Raw genomic sequence first — 19,092 nt, 5'->3', positions numbered from 1 at the left:
CAAGCCCCGACTAATCGTTCAGCCGGCCAGCAATCGCCTGCATTTGCTCGATCTCGCGACGCTGGGCGACCTCAATCTCTTCACACAACGCCAGAAGCTCGGCGTCCGACAGGTTGGCCTCTCTGCACATCAAGATGGCTCCCGAGTGATGCGGAATCATCGAGTCGATAAACTGGCGGTCATCGATCATGGCTTGGGATCGAGTCGCCCAAAATGATCCCAGGGTAAGGACGACAAAAAGCACATAGAGGACAATATTCACGCTGCGGTTCGGAAACATGCCCGGCATCGTCGCCAGCATGAAGATGCCCATCGGCGCCCACATGGTTATCGCCATGTAAAGCATGTTCAGATTGTTCCGGAAGTCGCCCCAGCCGTCGATCATCGAAAACATCACGACATACATCACGATGAGGCCGAGGATCATGTTGATCCAGAACATCAGATAGGGACGGCCATGGGAGCCGTGGCTATTCCCCGAATGCCCGCCATGAGCCGTGTGGTCGCTCGCCATTTGATCGTCCTTTCGCGGTTGTCAGTGTCCAATGCCCATCGGCTTGAAGATCATCCAGACCGCCATGCCGATCATCATGAGGTTCTCGGTGAGCGACACGAAGCCGAGCGGCACGTTGCTGTCGCCACCGACGCAGGCGCATTTCAGCTCGCGCCTGTCGATATAGACCGCCTTGAACACCGAGACCGCGCCGATGCCGCCGATGAACAGCGCGACGGGGATCGACACCCACATCAGGGCACCGGAGATCATCAGGACGCCGGCGAGCGCCTCCGCGAAGGGATAGATGTAGGCATATCGGACCCATCGCTGCGCCAGAAGGTCGTAGTTCAGGAACATGGTCGCGAAGCCTTCCACGTCCTTCAGTTTCTGAAGGGCAAGAAGGCACATCGCGATGGCGATGAGCCATTCGGCGGCTTGGACCGTCGCGAGGTTCCCGAACGCCGCCCAACTCGCGGCCAAAGCCATTAGGGCAGCCATCGCGAACAGCGCGATCACCGGCTTGTAGGTAACGGCATCCTTGTCCTCGACCTTGCCGCCGAAGAACCGGACGAGATCATCGTAACCGCCGATCCGCTTGCCGCCTATGAAGGTCTGCGGCGTCGATTGAACATCATGCTTTGCCTTGAAGGCGTCCGTCTCCGCGCGGGTCGTCAGATGGTGATCGTCGACCTCGTAGCCTTCCCGCTTGAGCAGATCGAGCGCTTTCAACCCGTAGGGGCAGGTATGGTTTTCCATCACCATTCTATGAAGTTCGGCGCGTTTGGCTGCATGGGTCGCCATAGTCTGATCCCTTCGATCTAAAGTTTCGCTTTCGCGAACACCTCCACCAGTTCATTGAACTTGGCGCGCTGAAGGTCTGCATCGCCCGATGCGATCGCCTCCTCGACGCAGCAGGCGGCATGCGATCGCAACACCTGGTTCTCCACCTTGGAGAGCGCGGCTTTAACCGCGTGGATCTGGTTGAGAATGTCGATGCAGTATCGCTCGTCCTCGACCATCTGGCCGACACCGCGAACCTGCCCGGCGATCCGGTTGAGCGACGCGATGATCTGCTTGGAATTTTTGTTGCACATCCAGCTACCCCTACCCGGTATGGGTATATATACGTTAGAGCAAAAGTTTGGTTCCCGCAAAACCCAAGAGTTTTGCCGGCATGTCAACGTCGAAGCAAATAATCGTGGGAGGTCCAATGGACGATACGGTAACTGTCCGGCGCAACATCACCGTCCTTACTGCCGCGCAGGCGCTCGGAGGATCGAGCGCGCCGATCGTCATGTCGCTCGGCGGCCTGGTCGGCCAGCAGCTTGCCGACAACCCCGCATGGGTGACGCTGCCGGTCAGTCTCTTCGGTCTCGGCCTCGCAATCGGCACGCTGCCCGCCGCCTTCGTCATGCGCGCCTGGGGGCGCCGTGGCGGTTATCTGTTCGGCGCGTTGTTCGGCCTCGCAGCGGGACTCATCGCGGCGTTTGGCATCTTCGTATCGTCGTTCCTACTGTTCTGCGTCGGCTGCTTTACCGCCGGTCTCTACGGTTCCTACGTCCAAAGCTATCGCTTCGCTGCCGCCGATGCTGCCGAAGGCGCTTTGAAGGCACGAGCAATCTCCTGGGTGATGGTCGGTGGGCTGATCGCGGCTGTAATCGGTCCGCAGCTCGTCATCTGGACACGCGATTCCTTCCCCGGCACCCCCTATGTCGGCAGCTTCCTCAGCCAGGCGGCGCTTCCGTTGTTGTCGATCCCGATTCTGTTGATGCTGCGCACGCCGCAATCCGCTTCGCAATCCGCGTCGGAAAGCTCCGGCCGTTCCCTGATCCAGATCCTGATGATGCCCCGCTACATGCTTGCCGTCGCGGCCGGCGTCGTCTCCTACGGCCTCATGGCTTTCGTCATGACGGCCGCACCGATCGCGATGGTCAATACCGGCCATTCGGTCGACAGCGCAGCACTCGGAATCCAGTGGCATCTACTGGCGATGTTCGCGCCGAGCTTCGTCACCGGCCGCCTCATGACACGCTTCGGCAAGGAGCGTGTGACGGCGGCGGGGATGCTGCTCATCGCCGTCTCGGCCATCGTCGCGCTGGCCGGGCTTGAGCTAATCAATTTCTGGGGGTCTCTGGCCATCATGGGCATCGGCTGGAATTTCAGCTTCATCGGAGCGACGGCGATGGTCACAGACTGCCATACGCCGGGCGAGCGCGCCAAGGCGCAGGGCGCAAACGACTTCATGGTCTTCGGCACGACCGCCGCCGTCTCGTTTCTGGCAGGCAGCGTCCTGCACAACTCGGGCTGGGCGGCAATCAACTGGCTATTGTTTCCGCCGGTCGCCTTGATCCTCGTGCCGTTGCTCTGGCAAGCGGCACGCAAACCGCAAGCCTGAAACGCAATGTCCCCGCCATTTTGGCGGGGACGCACCGGGTCAGGTCCTCGCTCTGCGCCCTCGCAGCCGAAAGGCTGCTTGGGCATGCGGTTATTGCAGCGAGCGATTGACCGCGCCGGACCGAGGCCGGATCGAAAGATCTTCATCGTCCTGATCGGTCTCAAGGCGCTGTAGGATCGGGCAATGCGGCCGATGATCCCCTTGGCAGGCGTTCACCAGCATGGTGAGCGTGTGGGCCATGTCCTGCATATCCGCGATCTTCCTCTCCAGCGCGTCGATATGGCCCTGCGCCAAGCGCTTCACTTCTGCGCTCTGTCGCGTCTCGTCGCGCCAGAGGTTGAGCAGGTCGCCGATCTCGGCCACCGAAAAACCGAGGTCGCGCGCGCGGCGGATGAAGCGCAGCATGTGGACATCGGTAGCCGAATAATCGCGGTAGCCGGAGTCCTTCCGATCAGCAGCCGGGATGAGACCTGTCTGCTCGTAGTAGCGGATCATCTTGGCCGAAACGCCCGATGCCTTTGCTGCCTGTCCGATGTTCATGAACAATCTCCCATATGTAAGGACAGCCGACCCTAAATATAGGATCGGCTGTCTGGTTTCATCAGCCCTGGACCTTGAAGGTCTTGAGCCGGAGCGCATTGCCGAGGACGAAGACGCTCGACAGGGCCATGGCGCCGGCGGCAAAGACCGGCGACAAGAGGATGCCGTAGGCCGGATAGAGCGCACCCGCGGCGACCGGGATCAGGGCCGTGTTGTAGGCGAAGGCCCAGAACAGGTTCTGCCGGATATTGCCGATCGTCGCCTTGGACAGCGCGATGGCGTTCGGCACCCCGGTCAGGCTGCCCGACATCAGCACCACGTCCGCCGCCTCGATGGCGATGTCCGTGCCCGTGCCGATGGCGAGACCCACATCCGCCTCGGCCAGCGCCGGAGCGTCGTTGATGCCGTCGCCGACGAAGGCGACCTTGCCATGCTCGGCCTTGAGCCGGCGGATCGAGTCGACCTTGCCGTCCGGCAGCACCTCCGCCACCACCTCGTCGATGCCCAGGCGAGCCGCGATGGCCTTGGCCGTGCGCTTGTTGTCGCCGGTGATCATCGCGACCTTCAGGCCGAGGTCGTGCAGCGCCTTGATCGCCGCCGGCGTCGTCTCCTTGATCGGGTCGGCCACGGCGATGATCGTCGCCAGCTTGCCGTCGATCGCCGCATAGAGCGGCGACTTGCCCTCGTTGCCCAGACGTTCGGCAACCTGGGCGAAGCCCGCCACGTCATGGCCAAGCTCGACCATGTAGCGATCCGCGCCGATCTCGATGCGCTTGCCGTCGACCACGGCCTTCACGCCGAAGCCGGTCACCGACTCGAAGTCCGACACGGCGGGCAGTGCAATGCCTTCCGCCTCGGCCGCATCCACGATGGCGCGGGCAATCGGGTGTTCCGACTTGGCTTCGACGGCTGCGACCAGGCCCAGCACCGTCGTCCGGTCGAAGCCGGCGGCCAGTTCGAGGTCGGTCAGCGCCGGCTTGCCTTCGGTCAGCGTGCCGGTCTTGTCGACGGCCACCACCTTGGCATCCTTCAGCAGTTGCAACGCTTCACCCTTGCGGAACAGCACGCCCAGCTCCGCGCCCCGGCCGGTGCCGACCATGATCGAGGTCGGCGTTGCCAGACCCATGGCGCAGGGGCAGGCGATGATCAGCACGGCGACGGCATTGACCAGCGCGAAGGTCAACGCAGGCGACGGGCCGAAATAGAGCCATGCAGCGAAGGTGAGGGCGGCGACGGCGAAGACCGCCGGCACGAAATACATCGTCACCTTGTCGACCAGCGCCTGGATCGGCAGCTTCGACCCTTGTGCTTCCTCGACCATGCGGATGATCTGCGACAGCACCGTGTTGCCGCCGACCGCCGTGGCCCGGATCGCGAAGGCGCCCTTCTGGTTCACGGTTCCGGCCACGACCTCGCTGCCGCTCGTCTTGGACACCGGGATCGGTTCGCCGGTGATCATCGACTCGTCGACATAGCTTTCGCCCTCGATGACTTCACCATCGACCGGGATACGGTCGCCGGGGCGGACCTCCACGATGTCGCCGGACAGCACCGAATCGATCGGCAGATCGACCGTCTTGCCGTCGCGGCGGACACGCGCGGTCTTGGCCTGAAGTCCGACCAGCCGCTTGATCGCTTCCGAAGTGCGCCCCTTGGCGCGGGCCTCGAGCAACCGGCCGAGCAGGATCAGGGTGACGATAACCGCGGCGGCTTCATAATAGACGTTCACCGTCCCAGCGGGCAGGAAGCCCGGCGCGAAGGTCGCCACCAGCGAATAGAGGTAGGCGGCCAGCGAGCCGACGGCGACCAGCGAGTTCATGTCGGGAGCCAGCCGCCAGAGCGCCGGGAGGCCCTTGTCGTAGAAGCGGATGCCGGGCACGAACAGCACCAGCGTCGTCAGCACGAACTGAAGATACCAACTGTTCTGCATGCCGATGGTCGCGGCGATCATGTCGTGCGCGCCCGGAATGAGGTGCGACCCCATCTCCAGGATGAAGACCGGCGCGGTCAGAACCGCCGCGATGGTGAAATCGCGGGTCAGCTCACGGCGTTCGGCTTCCTTCTTCTCGGCGCGGTCATCGACCTCGGCCTGGCCCGCCCCGGTCGCCGCCGCGATCACCTTGGCCTCGTAGCCCGCGTTCGCGATTGCCGCGACGATGGCCGCAGCATCGGCGGTTCCCTGGACGGTGGCCTTCTCGGTGGCGAGGTTGACGACGGCGTTGGTGACGCCCGGCACGGCCTTGAGCGCCTTTTCGACACGTCCCACGCAGGAGGCGCAGGTCATGCCCTCGATCGCGACCTCAAGCGAAGCCGCCGCCGGCGCGGTGAAACTTGCCGAAACCGCGTAGCCTGCGTCCTCCACGGCCTTCACGACGACCGCTCGGTCCACCGGGCCGCTCGTCGTGATGCTGGCTTTCTCGGTAGCGAGGTTGACCACGGCATTGGCAACGCCGGGGATGGCCTTGAGGGCCTTTTCCACCCGCCCCACACAAGAAGCGCAGGTCATGCCTTCGATCGGCACTTCAAGGAGGGCAGCTTTCGGCGCACTGAAGCTGGCCGGCACTTCATAGCCAGCATTTTCGACCGCCTTGACGAGCGCTATGCGATCAACCGTGTCGTTCGTCGTGATGCTGGCCTTCTCGGTCGCCAGATTGACGACCGCGTTGGCGACGCCGGGGACGGCCTTCAGGGCTCTCTCGACACGGCCGACGCAGGATGCGCAGGTCATGCCCTCGATAGGCAGGGAAATTGCTGCATTCATCTTGTCCGCAGCTCGAACAGGGGCATCCATTGCCGCCTCCTTTCTAAGTCAGAATTCGAGTTCGGACACTGATATGCTCCTTCCAACGATGGGAAGGTCAAGGGTAAAAATTCCTTTTCGTTTCCTCTTGACCTTACCATCGTTGGAAACCCCAACTTGAGGACCATGAGAACCGAACCCAAAGGAGAAAGCTCATGGAACTCAAGATCGAAGGCATGACCTGCGGCGGTTGCGCCAAGTCCGTCACCAAGGCGATCCAGTCGGTCGATCCGACCGCCAAGATCGATACCAACCCCGCCCAGCGGATGGTCAAGGTCGAGACGACCGCAACCCCGGCAGCCCTTCGGCAGGTTCTCGAAGAGGCTGGCTATCCGGCGACCGTGAAGTGAACAGGAGCAAGATCATGCACAAGCTGACCCCGATTTTCATTGGCGGCGCACTCGCCATCAGCGCCGGCCTCGCCATCGCACAAAGCCAACTGAACACGGATACCACCATGCAAGGCCACGACATGCCGGGGCATTCGATGCCGGCCTCCGACAACCCATCCACGCAGGCTTACATCGAAGCCAATAACCGTATGCACGCCGACATGACAGTCGACTTCACCGGCGACGCCGACATCGACTTCATGCGCGGCATGATCCCGCACCACCAGGGCGCGATCGACATGGCGCGGATCGTGCTGCAATACGGCACTGACCCCGAGGTCCGCAAACTCGCCGAGGAGGTGATCTCGGCCCAAGAAGGTGAGATCGCTATGATGCGGGAATGGCTCGCCGCGCGCGGCCAGTGATTTTGATATGTAGGAACCGCCGCGGTGCGTCAGCAATGATGCGCGGCGGCGGTTGCGACATATAAGATTCATCCAGCCAAGGATGCGCGGAATGTTGTCTGACAAGGAGTTTTGACGCCGATGCGTCGTCTGTTCATCGCAGTGCTGATGATCTTCTCCTTCGTCACGGTGGCGTTGGCTGTGCCGGCGCACGGCGCCCGCATGGCCACCGTCTCCCAAACGATCGCCTCAAAACACGAAGCGCCGCATCGCACCGCATACTCCTCTCCCGAGGCATGTCAGGAAGATCGAATCTGTTCCGGAAGCGATGGCTTCTGCTACTTCGTATGCTCTGGCATGGGCTCTTGGTTCGTGTCTGACCAGCCCGGAAATGCGATTCAGCCTACCTCGGCGCGTTGGGCACTACCGGAGACGACGAACCTCGCCGGTCTCGGCCCCGAACGGAATGAACGCCCTCCCAATCCCAGTCTCGCTGAAAACCAGTGGCTGCATAAGCGCACGCCGATCTGAACTCAGAGGGAGCATAGTTCTCCCAGGAGACCGAAAATGACACTTATTTCACGACGCGGCTTTCTTGCCGCAAGCGCTGCCACGTTGTCCACAGCAGCTCTACCGCGCTTTGCCATGGCGCAAAACGCCATATCGCTCAGCGCCGCGACACGGGTGCTGGACGTCAATGGACGCGCCGCCATAGTCTTCGGCTTGGAAGGCCCGAGTGGACAGGGATTGGTTCTCAATCCAGGCCAACGCTTTCGCGCCAGTCTTACCAATCGCCTGGATGTTCCGACCCTCATCCATTGGCATGGCCAGATCCCGCCCAACGAGCAGGATGGCGTCCCGGATCTGCCACAGCCGATGCTGCAACCCGACGAAACGCGCTCCTATGACTACGAGCCGCTCCCCGGCACATACTGGATGCACGCGCACATCCCGCTCCAGGAGATGAACCTGCTCGCCGCGCCGCTGATCGTGCGCAGCGCCGAAGACGTGGCGGCCGACCGCCAGGAAGTCGTGATGTTTCTCCATGACTTCTCGTTCAAGGCGCCCGAAGAGGTCATGCAGGAGATCACCGGCGGGCACGGCGGCGGCCACGATATGAGCGCCATGGGAGGCCACGCCGCCCCCGGCGCCTCGATGGACCATTCAGGCATGCAGATGGATATGTCCTCGATGCAGGGCATGGCCATGGATCTGAATGACTACAATTGGGACGCCTACCTGACCAACGACCGCACCTTGTCCGACCCGGAGATCATCATGGTCGAGAAGGGCGGACGGGTAAAGCTGCGGGTGATCAACGGCGCCTCGGCCACTGTTTTCTGGATCGATACGGGTGGGCTGTCTGCGAGACTCGTGGCAGTCGACGGCCATGCCATCGCGGGCCTCGAAGGCAGTCGTTTCGGTATCGCCATGGGCCAACGCCTCGATCTGGATCTGGAGCTTGCCGGTGAAGGGGCGTGGCCCGTGCTTGCGTCGCGCGAGGGGTCGAAGGAGCGCACGGGGTTGATCCTCGCCACGCCCGGCGCGACCATTGAGAAGATCCCGGCGCTTGGCGAAGCGGATGCGCCTGCGTTCGACATCGACCTGTCGCAAGAGCTGAAGCTGCGCGCCTCGGACGGCCTTCCCTCGCGTGCGCCACAGCGCAGCCACATGGTTATGCTGGGCGGCTCGATGCAGCCCTATGTCTGGACCATCGACGGCAAGGTCTGGGGAGATCACAAGCCCCTCCTTGCAAAGACGGGCGAGCGGGTCGAGATCATGTTTCACAATATGTCGATGATGGGGCATCCGATGCATCTGCACGGCCATGTCTTCCAGGTCGTGGACATCAACGGCAAGCGCTTCGATGGGGCACGGCGCGACACCGTTTATGTTCCTCCGATGGCCATGGTGACCGTCGCGCTCGACGCCGGAGAGGCGGCGCGCTGGATGCTGCACTGCCATCATATGCCGCATCTCCAGACCGGCATGATGACCGAGCTCAGCATATCCGCCTGAAATGAATGAAAAAAGCCTGCGCCGCGATTCCTCGCAGCGCAGGCTCTCGCCTGATTTCATTGAACGAGGCGACTAGCCTTCCTGCCCTTCGGGCGTGAAGAAAACGTCGGCGTGCATGTCCTCGGGTCGCAGCCCGCGCGCAAATGCCATTGCCATCGCCGCATCAACCATCGGGGGCGGGCCTGCGACATAGGCTTTCCACCCGTCGAAGTCCGCGAGATCCTCGGCCACCGCGTCGGTCACGAACCCGTGCCGATGGGGGGCTACCTGTGTATCGGACAAGACAGCCGTAAAGCTGAGATTGTTGTGGCGGTCCGCCAGGGTCTCGAAATGCTCGACGAGATAGAGATCACGCGCGCCGCGTGCGCCGAAGTAGACATGGATCGGCTGCTTCATGCCGTGCGCAAGGGCTGTTTCCACGATCGACTTGATCGGCGCCAGACCGGAACCGCCGGCGATGCACAGGATCGGGCCGGAATGATGCTGGCGCAGATAGGAGGAGCCTAGTGGAAATTCGAGCGTCAGCTTGTCACCGGCCTTCAGTGCCTCATGGACGTGCTGCGAGGTGACGCCGCCCGGAACCTTGCGAATGTGAAATTCGAGGCTGTCGTCGCCGTGACGATTGGCCATGGAGTAGCTGCGCGCGGGCACACCATCGAATCCGACCTGGGCATACTGTCCGGCCGTGAAGAGCAACGGGGAGCCATCCACAGGCGAGATTCGCACCAGTTTGATGTCGTGGGTAAGGTCATCGAGGCCGGACACGATGGCCTCCACCCGTCGAGGAGCCTCAACCGCATCATCGTCATCGCTGCCAAGCCAGGCGACAGCCGCATCGGTCTGCGGCACCGCGCGGCATGCCAGGATCAGGCCGTCGGCCTTCTCTTCCTCGCTGAGGGCGAAGCGAGAATGCTGGAGCAGTTCCACCTCGCCCTCGATCAGACGTGACTTGCACGAGCCGCAGCGGCCGGAACGGCAGCCGTGGGGATAAGGTATGCCTGCGGCAAGTGCTGCGTCGAGGATGGTTTGTCCCTCCTGGACCTCCAGACTGACCCGTGCCTGCCGAATATCAACGAACCTGGTCGTCATCATGCACTCCCGGTCAAACCTAGAGCCTTGACGAGTCCCGGCTTCTGGCTTGGGAAGGTTCCGTAGAAAACTTCCGACCCTACGATTGTAATAGGAGCGACCCTGACACCCGTGCGTGCCTGTGCCTCCTCGGCGATCTTGGGGTCGGTCAGGTCACGCTCCTCATAGGCGAGACCCTGCTGGGCCAGCCAACGCTTGAGTGCATGGCAGTCCGGGCAGGTCGGCGTCGTATAGATGAGGATGTGTGGCGTGTTGGCTTCTGGCATGTCCTTGCCCTTCTTGCTTTAGACGTGGATTGGCTTCCGGCAGACCGTCAAACGGCCTCCCGGAAGAGTGGATTGCCGTCAGCGTGCGGCTTCCAGCGCTTGTAAGGTCAAGGCTGTTCTTGCTCCGGGGTCGAAATTTCCGAAGCGCAGGACGACATCAGCAGATGAAGACTGACGTGGTGCCGGCTACGATCGCTCCGACTCGCTGATCGGGAAGTATCGGGCCTGTTGCGCATTGAGATCGCGCAGCCTTCCGGTAGATTGGACGAGACAAATCGACGTGGCCGACACGTTGCCATCAAACGGGCGTGAACCGCCTCAAGACACAGGTGAAAATCGCTGATGACTGCCGGTAAACCGAAACTACGGGTCGAAAAGCAGGCCGAGGCCGCAACCCCGAGCGCAACAGAGACACGCAGCCACCTCGACCATTCCTCGCTCTCGCAGAACGAGGTGACGATCCTGGCGGAAACCTTCCGGCTTCTCGGCGATCCTTCACGGCTGAAAATCCTCCTGAGCTGCATGCCCGGTCCGATTTCGGTCGGCGAGATCGCGGAGAAAATCGACCTGTCCCTATCCCTGGTCAGCCATCATCTGCGCCTGCTGCGCGGTGCCCGTCTCGTCAAGGGCGAGCGCCAGGCCAAGCAGATCTTTTACGAGATCGCCGACGAGCATGTCCGTCAGGTTCTCCACGACATGGCGACGCACATCTCCGAGGATCACGCCGAGGAGTGATCTGAAACCGCGAAAGCCGATACTATCAACATACGCTTGAATAGTTGTTCAATCGTGGTATTGACTCCTTTCGTGGCCATGCGGGGCCTGCGCACGCGCCCACCGCGTGGTGAGAAAGGAGATCGGAATGACAACGGGACTTTCAGCACCTAGCGGCGGTGAGCGCTTGGGCTTTCGCGTCGAGGGCATGGATTGCGCAAGTTGCGTCGGCAAGATCGAGACTGCACTGAACCGTCTGGGAGGCATCACTGACGTTACCGTCAATTTTGCCACCGAGACGCTGCAGCTTTCCCGCGATACGGCCAGCACAACGACGTCGAACGACATCGCCAGGAAGATCCGCGCGCTCGGCTTCGATGTGACCGAGCTACCGCCCGCCGTCATTCCATCGACGCCCGCCCGGCATTCCGAAGCGCACAGCGGGCATGACCACAGCGGCTGCTCCGGTGAGCATGATCATGGGCACGATCACCACCATGCGCATCATCATGATCACAGCGACTGCGGTGGCCACGATCATGGTCAGCTCGCGCAAACGCCGGTCTCGCGCACAGATCCGACATCTCCGCCCAATGTCTCGATGCGGGTCGAGGGCATGGATTGCGCGAGTTGCGTCGGCAAGATCGAAGTCGCACTTGCAAGAATGCCCGATGTTTCCGACATTCGCGTGAACTTCACGACCGAAATGCTTGAACTCAACTTGGTTCCCGGCTCGGGCACCAAGGTTGCCGACATCGAAAGGACCATCAAGAGCCTCGGCTTCGGGGTATCCAACACACGCGAACTTTCGTCTTCGTCCGACGTCGCCGTGGACGTTGCGCCCGCGCCAGCCATGCGCAATCAACGCTGGTGGCAGACTCGCAAGGGCAAGCACGTCATCGGCCTCGGTCTGCTGATGGGCTCGGCCTACCTCATCGCCCAGTTTATCCCCCTCTATGCAGAGTGGATCTTTGCACTCGCCGTCGTCGCAGGCGTCCTGCCGTTCGCCCGCAAGGCGTTTGCTCTCGCGACGTCAGGGTCGCCATTCTCGATTGAGACACTGATGAGCGTGGCCGCGATCGGCGCCTTGGTGATCGGCGAGGCCGAAGAGGCGGCTGCGGTGGTGTTCCTGTTCGCGGTCGGCGAGTTGCTTGAAAGCGTTGCAGCCGGACGCGCTCGCGCTGGCATAAAGGCCCTTGCGTCGCTGGTGCCAAAGACCGCAATTCTGCTTGATCCCAGCGGCGCTCAGCGCAGCGTCCCGGCGACTTCCTTGCGCGTGAACGACCTTGTTCTTGTGCGGCCCGGCGACCGAGTGCCGGCCGACGGACAGATCGTCCAAGGCACTTCCAGCCTCGACGAATCGCCCATCACCGGAGAATCGGTCCCGCGCGCCAAAGCCAAGGGCGAGAGCATTTATGCTGGGTCCATCAATGTCGATGGCGTTCTCAAGGTTCGCGTCGAAAAGGCCGCTGCCGACAACACGATCTCGCGCATCATCCAGCTCGTCGAGCAGGCTCAGTCCGCCAAGGCTCCTACCGCACGTTTCATCGAGAATTTCAGCCGCTACTATACCCCGGCCGTGATGCTGATCGCTGCGCTGATCGTCATCGTGCCGCCACTGGCGATGGGCGGCGATTGGGACACCTGGATCTATCGCGGTCTCGCGCTCTTGCTGATCGCATGTCCCTGCGCGCTCGTTCTCTCGACGCCTGCGGCGATCGCCTCGGGCCTTGCCGTCGGCACCCGCCGCGGCCTGCTGATCAAGGGCGGCAACGCCCTCGAAACCATCGGCAAGGTGAATGCTATCGCCTTCGACAAGACAGGGACGCTTACTGAGGGCAAGCCGCGCGTCACCGAAACGGTGGCCTTCGGCAAGAACGAGGAGAAGGACGTCATCGCATTGGCGGCAGCGGTCGAGACGGGTTCCAGCCATCCGCTTGCCAAGGCGATCATCAACCGAGCAGAGGCTTCCGGCATAGCGGTCCCTCCGGCGCAGGACGCCTCTGCGACGGCCGGGAAGGCAGTCCATGCCACGGTCGTCGGGCGCCGCCTTGCCGTCGGCTCCCCGAGCCATGCCGCGAACGTGGTAGTGATCGGTAAGCACGAGCAGAGCGCAATCGAAGGGCTCGAAGATCGCGGCAACACCGTTGCCGTCCTCTTTGATGAGGGGACGCGGGAAGCAATCGGCCTGATCGCCTTGCGCGACGAACCGCGGCGAGACGCGCCCGAGGGGATTGCCCGGCTCAAAGCGATGGGCGTTCGTTCCGTGATGCTGACCGGCGACAATCGGCGCACCGCTCAGGCGATCGCCAAGGGTCTTGGTATCGAATGGAGCGCCGAGCTTCTGCCGCAGGACAAGCTCGATCTCGTGAACGAGATGAAACGAACGACCAAGGTGGCTATGGTCGGTGATGGAATCAACGATGCCCCTGCGCTCGCAACCGCCGATGTCGGGATCGCCATGGGCGGCGGAACCGACGTGGCAATCGAGACGGCGGACGCCGCCCTGCTGAAGAGCCGAGTGACGGATGTTGCCCATCTTGTGGCGCTGTCCCGTGCGACAATGGCCAACATCCATCAGAACGTCGTCTTCGCTTTGGCGCTGAAGGGCCTGTTTCTCGTTACCAGCGTCCTAGGGATCACCGGCCTCTGGATCGCAGTCCTCGCCGATACCGGCGCCACCGCGATCGTGACGCTGAATGCGCTCCGGCTCTTGCGCTTCAAGGGGGCGAAGTCGACCGACGACGAACGTGACGACGGCACGTCTTCACGCCCCCTGATACCAGCCGAGAGCTACTGATCCCTCCCGTCGAAGAAGCCGTCCGTCAAACTTGACGGGCGGCTTTGCCCGGCCGGAACCAATCGTAGCAACGGCGAACATCGCGCTCGGAAAACCCATTCATGAACTGGCACCACCCTTCAGAAAGGACAACAGCCATGGACCTGGGCATCGGCAAACTCTCCCAGATCACGGGGGTCAAGATTCCAACGATCCGCTATTACGAGCAGATCGGTCTCTTGCCCGAGGGCTTGCGAAACAAGGGCAATCAGAGACGCTACGATCATGATGCGGTCAAACGATTACTGTTCATTCGCCGGGCGCGGGATCTCGGGTTTGACATCGATGCGATCAGGGACCTGCTTCATCTAGCCGACGTCTCGGCCTCGCGTTCGCCCGAGGCACTCCGTATCGCAAAACAGCAGCTCGCTTCCGTCGAGGAGAAGATCGCTCAACTGGAAGACCTTGAAAAGGTGATCAAGCGGGTCGCCGAAGGCGAGAGCGATGGGGACGACGCGCCCTATTGCTGCAGCACGGCGACAGATCATGCGGATAAGCCCCTCCACTAGCCTCGAAACGACAGGAGGTATGGAGTTGAGATACCTTTATTCCAATCTGGAAAGGAGCCAGAGCTGCGTCGTCGTGGGGGCGGGACCGGCCGGCCTGATGCTCGGACTCCTTCTGGCCCGATCCGGGGTCGACGTAACGGTCATCGAGAAGCACCAGGACTTCCTGCGCGATTTTCGTGGAGATACCATCCATCCTTCGACACTCGAAGCAATGCACGAGCTTGGCTATCTCGACGAACTTCTCACGCTTCCCCATCAGAAAGCCTATCAGCTCCACGCTGAGATCGAAGGACGCAAGGTCACGATCGCAGACTTCTCCAAACTGCCGACGCGCGCCAAGTTCATCGCCTTCATGCCCCAATGGGATTTCCTGAATTTTCTGGCACGGAAGGCAGCGGGATTTCCGCGCTTCCGCTTGCTGATGTCGACCGAGATAACGTCGCTCCGTTGGGAAGCAGGTCGAGTTGTCGGCGTGAATGCTCGCCAGAGCGACCGCAATCTGGTTCTTGATGCCGATCTCGTAATCGGTGCCGACGGACGCAATTCCGCCACCCGCAAGGCTGCGGGACTTGAGGTTCAGAGCTTTGGCACGGCCACAGATATTCTATGGATGAAGGTCTCGAAAAAGGCCGGCGATCCCCAGCAAGCGATGAGCCATGCCGGCCCGCGACAGGGGCTGGTTCTGATCGACCGAGGCGACTACTGGCAGTGCGGCTACGTCATCACCAAGGGGACCGTCGACGCGCTGAAGGACGGCGGAATTGGTGCGCTTCGCGCAAGGATCGCTGAGGTCGCACCTTTGCCTGCGGACCGCTTCAAGGAGATCCGCTCTTGGGATGACGTGCATCTGCTGAGCGTTCGGATCGACCGCCTGAAGACGTGGTGGAAACCCGGCCTGTTGTTTATCGGGGATGCCGCACACGCCATGTCGCTGATTGGCGGCGTTGGTGTGAACCTCGCTATTCAGGACGCTATAGCGACGGCCAACCTACTGGCTGAAGCCTTGCGCGAAGGACGAATGAAAACGCGCTTGCTGGAGGCCGTGCAGCGCCGACGCGCCTTTCCAACCAGAGCGACCCAAAAACTACAACTGATGATGCGCAGCCGAAAGCGTGCGGGTGAGGCAGACAGCGCACGAAGTCCGAAGCCTCCTCTCTTCATGCGCCTGATTGCCCGGTCGCCACTGTTGCCCCGGCTGACCGGCCGCCTCATCGGACTTGGCTTTCGTCCCGAGCATGTTCGCACACAGCTAGTCGATTGGTCCTGTTCGCTCAGGAAGTCTGCGGCTCCGCCCCGATAAAACTATGGAGCAGGTGCTTGACCTAGGCACCTTGGCCGATGTCACCTTCACCGTAGAGACTAGCTTGCGAGAAAGGGATTATCGTTCGCTGGTGAATTTCCCGCTGACATTCTCGCCATCCGCCGCAGCACGGGAGATTCTCTGCCCGTTTCGAAGAACCAGCAATCAACGATTAGGGGAGAATGGCGCACCCATCAGGATTCGAACCTGAGGCCTCCACCTTCGGAGGGTGGCGCTCTATCCAGCTGAGCTATGGGTGCCTACTGCTTACGCAGTGCTTACGCGGTTTTCGAGCGAGTGTTAACCCCAAAAATCGAAGCCCGCAAGTTACTGTTTTACTTCTACTTTTTTACTCACTCGTTCACATTGCCGGACTTGACATCCGCCTTCGGAGGGCAGCGCTCTATCCAGCTGAGCTATGGGTGCGCGAGACGGGGAGGCTTAGCCGATACGCGGAGCAAGTGCAATTGGCTTGCTCCGGCCGTCGGCAGGCCGATGTCAGCGGTTCTGAAATCAGAACCAGACACGCAGTCCGGCGACGAGGGCGGTGTTGTCGGTGCGTCCGCCGGCGGCTCTGGCAAAATCGCCCGTGTCTCCCAGCTGCCGGCTCCATTCGACACCGGCATAGGGCGCAAACTGGCGGCGGATCTCATAGCGCAGGCGCAGACCGGTCTCGATCGTGCCGAAGCCGGATCCCACGCCGAGCTCGGGTATCGCCTCGGCCGACCAGGTCAGCTCGGCGCGGGGCTGCAGGATAAGGCGCTGGGTGAGGCGCAGCTCGTATTCGGTCTCGAGGGCGCCGGTCAGTTCACCTTCATCGGACAGGAAGAGCGCAGCATCGATCTCGAACCAGTAGGGCGCCTCGCCCTGCAGGCCGAGCACGGCATGTGTGCGGCCCGCGTCCGGTTCGAAATCGTGGCGGATACCGGTCTGCAGGTCGAAGAAGGGCGAGATGGCACGGCTGTAGAGCGCCTGGACTTCCAGCTCCTCGAATTCGTTGTGATCGAACGCATACTCGGCCTCGCTCTTCAGCCACACGCGATGGATGGCGCCGCCATACCAGGCGTCGATATCCCACAGGAGGGCCTCTTCATCGTCGCGTTGCTGGCGGATTTCGAACCGGTCGGTGCGGAAGAAGGCGCGCCGCGCGCCGCCTGTCTCATGGCGCAGCATGGCACGCGCCGCGGCCATCTCCTCGGGCGGATAATAGGCGTCGGCCTGGGTCTGGGCGAGTGCGGTACCGGAGAAGACGGCAAATGCAGCCGCGACGATTGTCGGCAAAAGGATGCGCATCAGTGGTGATCCCCATGACCGGAGTGGTGCGGCATGGGCTCCGGCGCCGGGCTTGGTGCCATGTGATGGCCGGCATGCGGGTCGGGCCGTGCCGCCGGCGCGGTGTCCGGCAGGACCGAGACGACCTGCATCATGCCCGCATGCATGTGGTAGAGCAGGTGGCAGTGGAAGGCCCAGTCACCCACCGCATCGGCGGTGATGTCCAGCGACAGCTTTTCACCCGGCTTGACGGTGATCGTGTGCTTGCGCGGCTTGTGCGGGTCATTGTCGGCGCCGGTCACCACATCGAAGAACATGCCGTGCAGGTGGATGGGGTGGGGCATCATCGTGTCGTTGACCAGGGTCATCCGCAGGCGTTCGCCTTCATGGAAGACAATCGGGTCGACGACTTCCGAAAAGCGCACCCCGTCGAAGGACCACATATAGCGTTCCATGTTCGAGGTGAGATGCACCTCGATCTCGCGGCCGGGGCGGCGCGTATCCGGATTGGGCGTCAGGGCCTTCAGGTCGGTATAGACCAGCACCTTGTGGCCGGCATTCTCCAGCCCGGCGCCGGGCTCGTGCAGGCGGCTGACCGGCGCTTCGGCGAGGCCGACGACACCCGGGCCTGCCGGGTGGTCGTGCCGCTGGGGGCCTGTGGTCTCGGGCGCCGGGGCGCCGTGCGTCGTCGAGCCATGGCCCATCGCACCATGATTCATTGCGCTTTGTGCGGCATTCCCGTGCCCCATGGCGGCATGGTCCATGCTGGCATGTCCGCCTGCATCATGGTCCATCCCGCCATGTCCCATCGCGCCGTGATCCATCGCCATGTCGCGCATGGTGAGTGTGGGGCGTGGCCGCAGTGCGGGCACTGGCGCTGTCATGCCGGGGCGCGGTGCGAGTGTGGCGCGGGCAAAGCCGGAGCGGTCGATGCTCTCGCACATCAGGGTGAAGGCCCGGTCCTCGTGCAGCTCGACGATCACGTCATAGGTCTCGGCCGGGCCGAACTGGAACTCGCCGACCTCGACCGGCTGTACATCCAGACCGTCGGCCTGGATGACGGTCATCGGCAGGTCCGGGAAGCGGACATTGAAGATCGTCATGGCCGACGCGTTGATGAAGCGCAGGCGGACGCGCTCGCCGGGATTGAACAGCCCGGTCCAGTTGTCCTGCGGCCCGTGGCCGTTCACCAGATAGTCGAGCGTCGCGGCTGTCACGTCCGATATATCGGTGGGGTTCATCCGCATGCGGCCCCAGGCCATCCGGTCGCGCAGGGCGTTGCCCAGGCCCTGTTCGCGCGCATCGCCGAAGAAATCGCTCAGGGTGCGCTGCTGGAAATTATAGGTGTCGGAGGACTTCATCAGCCGGTCGAAAACCCGGTGCGGGCCCTCGAACGTGTAGTCGGACAGGACGATCACGTACTCCCGGTCGAAGGCGACGGGGTCGGTACCGGCCGGTTCGATGACGATCGGGCCGTAATGGCCCAGCTGTTCCTGCAGGCCGGAATGGGAGTGGTACCAGTAGGTGCCGGCCTGACGCACCGGGAAGCGGTATTCGAAGGTTTCGCCCGGCCGGATGCCCGGGAAGGTGACGCCGGGCACGCCATCCATTTCGAAGGGCAGGAGCAGGCCATGCCAGTGGATCGAGGTGTCTTCGTCCAGCGTGTTGTGGACCCGCAGAATGACATCGTCGCCCTCGCGCCAGCGCAGCAGCGGCGCGGGGAGTTGGCCGTTCACGGTGACCGCCGGTCCGCTGCGCCCGTCGATGAGAACCTGCGCGCGGCCGACCGTCAGATCGAAGGCCTGGCCGTCCAGCGGGCGCAGGCCGCCGAGATTGGCCGCGCCGTTCGACTGCGCCCAGGCCGGTAGCAGATTGGTCGCCGTCATTCCGCCGAATGCGGCGGCCGTTCCCATGAACAGGCGTCGTGAGATCACGCGCTTCACTCCCTTGACGATGCAGGTGGCGGAGTTTCCACTCTCCCCCTGCTGGAAGGTCAAGGCGGCTCGGCCGCGAATTGGCAGTGCGGATGGCAGGCGCGGCTGCTCCGCGCCGTTTCTGCGTCTGGCCACCGTCCTATGGTAGGGGTAACATCCCGAACCGAGCCCTAGCCCGACAGG

The 19,092-nt window shown here is 62.5% G+C and carries 18 protein-coding genes and 1 tRNA gene; 9 read left to right on the top strand and 10 right to left on the bottom strand.

Annotated elements, in window-relative coordinates; genetic code table 11:
- Nucleotides 1–10 precede the first annotated feature (10 nt).
- The 3 genes from JJ918_RS02030 to JJ918_RS02020 are packed head-to-tail and all read right to left on the bottom strand — an operon-like array spanning nt 11 to nt 1,590.
- Nucleotides 11–514: a DUF305 domain-containing protein gene (locus JJ918_RS02030; protein WP_080620520.1), complete on the bottom strand. Its 504-nt coding sequence runs from the start codon at nt 512–514 to the stop codon at nt 11–13.
- A gap of 21 nt (nt 515–535) precedes the next feature.
- Nucleotides 536–1,297, bottom strand: coding sequence for a MauE/DoxX family redox-associated membrane protein (locus JJ918_RS02025; protein WP_080620521.1), 762 nt, complete (start codon nt 1,295–1,297; stop codon nt 536–538).
- A 17-nt stretch (nt 1,298–1,314) separates the two neighbouring features.
- On the bottom strand, nt 1,315–1,590 hold the full coding sequence (locus tag JJ918_RS02020) for a metal-sensitive transcriptional regulator (RefSeq protein WP_064790834.1): 276 nt from the start codon (nt 1,588–1,590) through the stop codon (nt 1,315–1,317).
- A gap of 116 nt (nt 1,591–1,706) precedes the next feature.
- Between JJ918_RS02020 and JJ918_RS02015 the strand changes: the two genes are divergently transcribed.
- Nucleotides 1,707–2,891, top strand: a complete 1,185-nt coding sequence (locus JJ918_RS02015) for an MFS transporter (RefSeq protein WP_080622749.1) — start codon at nt 1,707–1,709, stop codon at nt 2,889–2,891.
- Nucleotides 2,892–2,981: 90 nt separating this feature from the next.
- Here the strand turns inward: JJ918_RS02015 and cueR are convergent, their stop codons facing one another.
- Both cueR and JJ918_RS02005 read right to left on the bottom strand, forming a co-directional pair.
- Nucleotides 2,982–3,431, bottom strand: coding sequence for a Cu(I)-responsive transcriptional regulator (cueR, locus tag JJ918_RS02010; RefSeq protein WP_080620522.1), 450 nt, complete (start codon nt 3,429–3,431; stop codon nt 2,982–2,984).
- Between the two features lie 61 nt (nt 3,432–3,492).
- Entirely contained in the window at nt 3,493–6,222 is a 2,730-nt protein-coding gene (locus tag JJ918_RS02005; protein WP_226341156.1) for a heavy metal translocating P-type ATPase, read from the bottom strand.
- Between the two features lie 164 nt (nt 6,223–6,386).
- Here JJ918_RS02005 and JJ918_RS02000 point away from each other — a divergent pair, with 164 nt between their 5' ends.
- The 4 genes from JJ918_RS02000 to JJ918_RS01985 all read left to right on the top strand — a co-directional run bounded on the left by JJ918_RS02000 (nt 6,387) and on the right by JJ918_RS01985 (nt 8,986).
- Nucleotides 6,387–6,581: a heavy-metal-associated domain-containing protein gene (locus JJ918_RS02000; protein ID WP_080620523.1), complete on the top strand. Its 195-nt coding sequence runs from the start codon at nt 6,387–6,389 to the stop codon at nt 6,579–6,581.
- A 14-nt stretch (nt 6,582–6,595) separates the two neighbouring features.
- A complete protein-coding gene (locus JJ918_RS01995; protein ID WP_080620524.1) occupies nt 6,596–6,988 on the top strand; it encodes a DUF305 domain-containing protein in 393 nt (130 codons plus the stop codon).
- Nucleotides 6,989–7,108: 120 nt separating this feature from the next.
- The gene (locus JJ918_RS01990; protein WP_155043642.1) at nt 7,109–7,498 is read left to right on the top strand and encodes a hypothetical protein; all 390 of its coding nucleotides are present in this window, start codon (nt 7,109–7,111) and stop codon (nt 7,496–7,498) included.
- Between the two features lie 36 nt (nt 7,499–7,534).
- On the top strand, nt 7,535–8,986 hold the full coding sequence (locus tag JJ918_RS01985; protein ID WP_155043643.1) for a multicopper oxidase family protein: 1,452 nt from the start codon (nt 7,535–7,537) through the stop codon (nt 8,984–8,986).
- Between the two features lie 72 nt (nt 8,987–9,058).
- Here the strand turns inward: JJ918_RS01985 and JJ918_RS01980 are convergent, their stop codons facing one another.
- The gene (locus JJ918_RS01980) at nt 9,059–10,075 is read right to left on the bottom strand and encodes a 2Fe-2S iron-sulfur cluster-binding protein (RefSeq protein WP_080622751.1); all 1,017 of its coding nucleotides are present in this window, start codon (nt 10,073–10,075) and stop codon (nt 9,059–9,061) included.
- A complete protein-coding gene (locus JJ918_RS01975) occupies nt 10,075–10,341 on the bottom strand; it encodes a glutaredoxin family protein (RefSeq protein ID WP_155043644.1) in 267 nt (88 codons plus the stop codon). Before JJ918_RS01975 ends, JJ918_RS01980 begins: the two co-directional genes overlap by 1 nt.
- Before the next feature lie 342 nt (nt 10,342–10,683).
- Between JJ918_RS01975 and JJ918_RS01970 the strand changes: the two genes are divergently transcribed.
- The 4 genes from JJ918_RS01970 to JJ918_RS01955 all read left to right on the top strand — a co-directional run bounded on the left by JJ918_RS01970 (nt 10,684) and on the right by JJ918_RS01955 (nt 15,703).
- Nucleotides 10,684–11,076 carry a helix-turn-helix transcriptional regulator gene (locus JJ918_RS01970; RefSeq protein WP_080620527.1) on the top strand — a complete coding sequence of 131 codons (393 nt, stop codon included), beginning with the start codon at nt 10,684–10,686 and terminating at the stop codon, nt 11,074–11,076.
- Nucleotides 11,077–11,203: 127 nt separating this feature from the next.
- Nucleotides 11,204–13,855: a heavy metal translocating P-type ATPase gene (locus JJ918_RS01965; protein ID WP_155043645.1), complete on the top strand. Its 2,652-nt coding sequence runs from the start codon at nt 11,204–11,206 to the stop codon at nt 13,853–13,855.
- A 137-nt stretch (nt 13,856–13,992) separates the two neighbouring features.
- Entirely contained in the window at nt 13,993–14,403 is a 411-nt protein-coding gene (locus JJ918_RS01960; protein WP_080620529.1) for a helix-turn-helix domain-containing protein, read from the top strand.
- A 25-nt stretch (nt 14,404–14,428) separates the two neighbouring features.
- Complete coding sequence (locus JJ918_RS01955) at nt 14,429–15,703, top strand: FAD-dependent oxidoreductase (RefSeq protein WP_230382920.1); 1,275 nt, start codon at nt 14,429–14,431, stop codon at nt 15,701–15,703.
- A 183-nt stretch (nt 15,704–15,886) separates the two neighbouring features.
- Here the strand turns inward: JJ918_RS01955 and JJ918_RS01950 are convergent.
- The 3 genes from JJ918_RS01950 to JJ918_RS01940 all read right to left on the bottom strand — a co-directional run bounded on the left by JJ918_RS01950 (nt 15,887) and on the right by JJ918_RS01940 (nt 18,909).
- Nucleotides 15,887–15,963: transfer RNA gene (locus tag JJ918_RS01950), tRNA-Arg, on the bottom strand.
- 253 nt (nt 15,964–16,216) lie between these two features.
- A complete protein-coding gene (locus tag JJ918_RS01945; protein WP_291882591.1) occupies nt 16,217–16,996 on the bottom strand; it encodes a copper resistance protein B in 780 nt (259 codons plus the stop codon).
- The gene (locus JJ918_RS01940) at nt 16,996–18,909 is read right to left on the bottom strand and encodes a copper resistance system multicopper oxidase (RefSeq protein WP_291882589.1); all 1,914 of its coding nucleotides are present in this window, start codon (nt 18,907–18,909) and stop codon (nt 16,996–16,998) included. The genes JJ918_RS01945 and JJ918_RS01940 overlap by 1 nt, the downstream gene beginning before the upstream one ends.
- Between the last annotated feature and the right edge of the window lie 183 nt (nt 18,910–19,092).

Origin of the sequence: Maricaulis sp. (assembly GCF_017642925.1) — a bacterium.
GTDB lineage: Bacteria > Pseudomonadota > Alphaproteobacteria > Caulobacterales > Maricaulaceae > Maricaulis.
The sequence above is the reverse complement of the archived record's forward strand: the minus strand, read 5'-3'. Positions and strand labels throughout refer to the sequence as shown.

Coding starts and splice junctions, on each gene's coding strand:
- JJ918_RS02030 (WP_080620520.1), bottom strand. CDS start 514: ATGGCGAGCGACCACACGGCTCATGGCGGGCATTCGGGGAATAGCCAC.
- JJ918_RS02025 (WP_080620521.1), bottom strand. CDS start 1,297: ATGGCGACCCATGCAGCCAAACGCGCCGAACTTCATAGAATGGTGATG.
- JJ918_RS02020 (WP_064790834.1), bottom strand. CDS start 1,590: ATGTGCAACAAAAATTCCAAGCAGATCATCGCGTCGCTCAACCGGATC.
- JJ918_RS02015 (WP_080622749.1), top strand. CDS start 1,707: ATGGACGATACGGTAACTGTCCGGCGCAACATCACCGTCCTTACTGCC.
- cueR (WP_080620522.1), bottom strand. CDS start 3,431: ATGAACATCGGACAGGCAGCAAAGGCATCGGGCGTTTCGGCCAAGATG.
- JJ918_RS02005 (WP_226341156.1), bottom strand. CDS start 6,222: ATGGATGCCCCTGTTCGAGCTGCGGACAAGATGAATGCAGCAATTTCC.
- JJ918_RS02000 (WP_080620523.1), top strand. CDS start 6,387: ATGGAACTCAAGATCGAAGGCATGACCTGCGGCGGTTGCGCCAAGTCC.
- JJ918_RS01995 (WP_080620524.1), top strand. CDS start 6,596: ATGCACAAGCTGACCCCGATTTTCATTGGCGGCGCACTCGCCATCAGC.
- JJ918_RS01990 (WP_155043642.1), top strand. CDS start 7,109: ATGCGTCGTCTGTTCATCGCAGTGCTGATGATCTTCTCCTTCGTCACG.
- JJ918_RS01985 (WP_155043643.1), top strand. CDS start 7,535: ATGACACTTATTTCACGACGCGGCTTTCTTGCCGCAAGCGCTGCCACG.
- JJ918_RS01980 (WP_080622751.1), bottom strand. CDS start 10,075: ATGACGACCAGGTTCGTTGATATTCGGCAGGCACGGGTCAGTCTGGAG.
- JJ918_RS01975 (WP_155043644.1), bottom strand. CDS start 10,341: ATGCCAGAAGCCAACACGCCACACATCCTCATCTATACGACGCCGACC.
- JJ918_RS01970 (WP_080620527.1), top strand. CDS start 10,684: ATGACTGCCGGTAAACCGAAACTACGGGTCGAAAAGCAGGCCGAGGCC.
- JJ918_RS01965 (WP_155043645.1), top strand. CDS start 11,204: ATGACAACGGGACTTTCAGCACCTAGCGGCGGTGAGCGCTTGGGCTTT.
- JJ918_RS01960 (WP_080620529.1), top strand. CDS start 13,993: ATGGACCTGGGCATCGGCAAACTCTCCCAGATCACGGGGGTCAAGATT.
- JJ918_RS01945 (WP_291882591.1), bottom strand. CDS start 16,996: ATGCGCATCCTTTTGCCGACAATCGTCGCGGCTGCATTTGCCGTCTTC.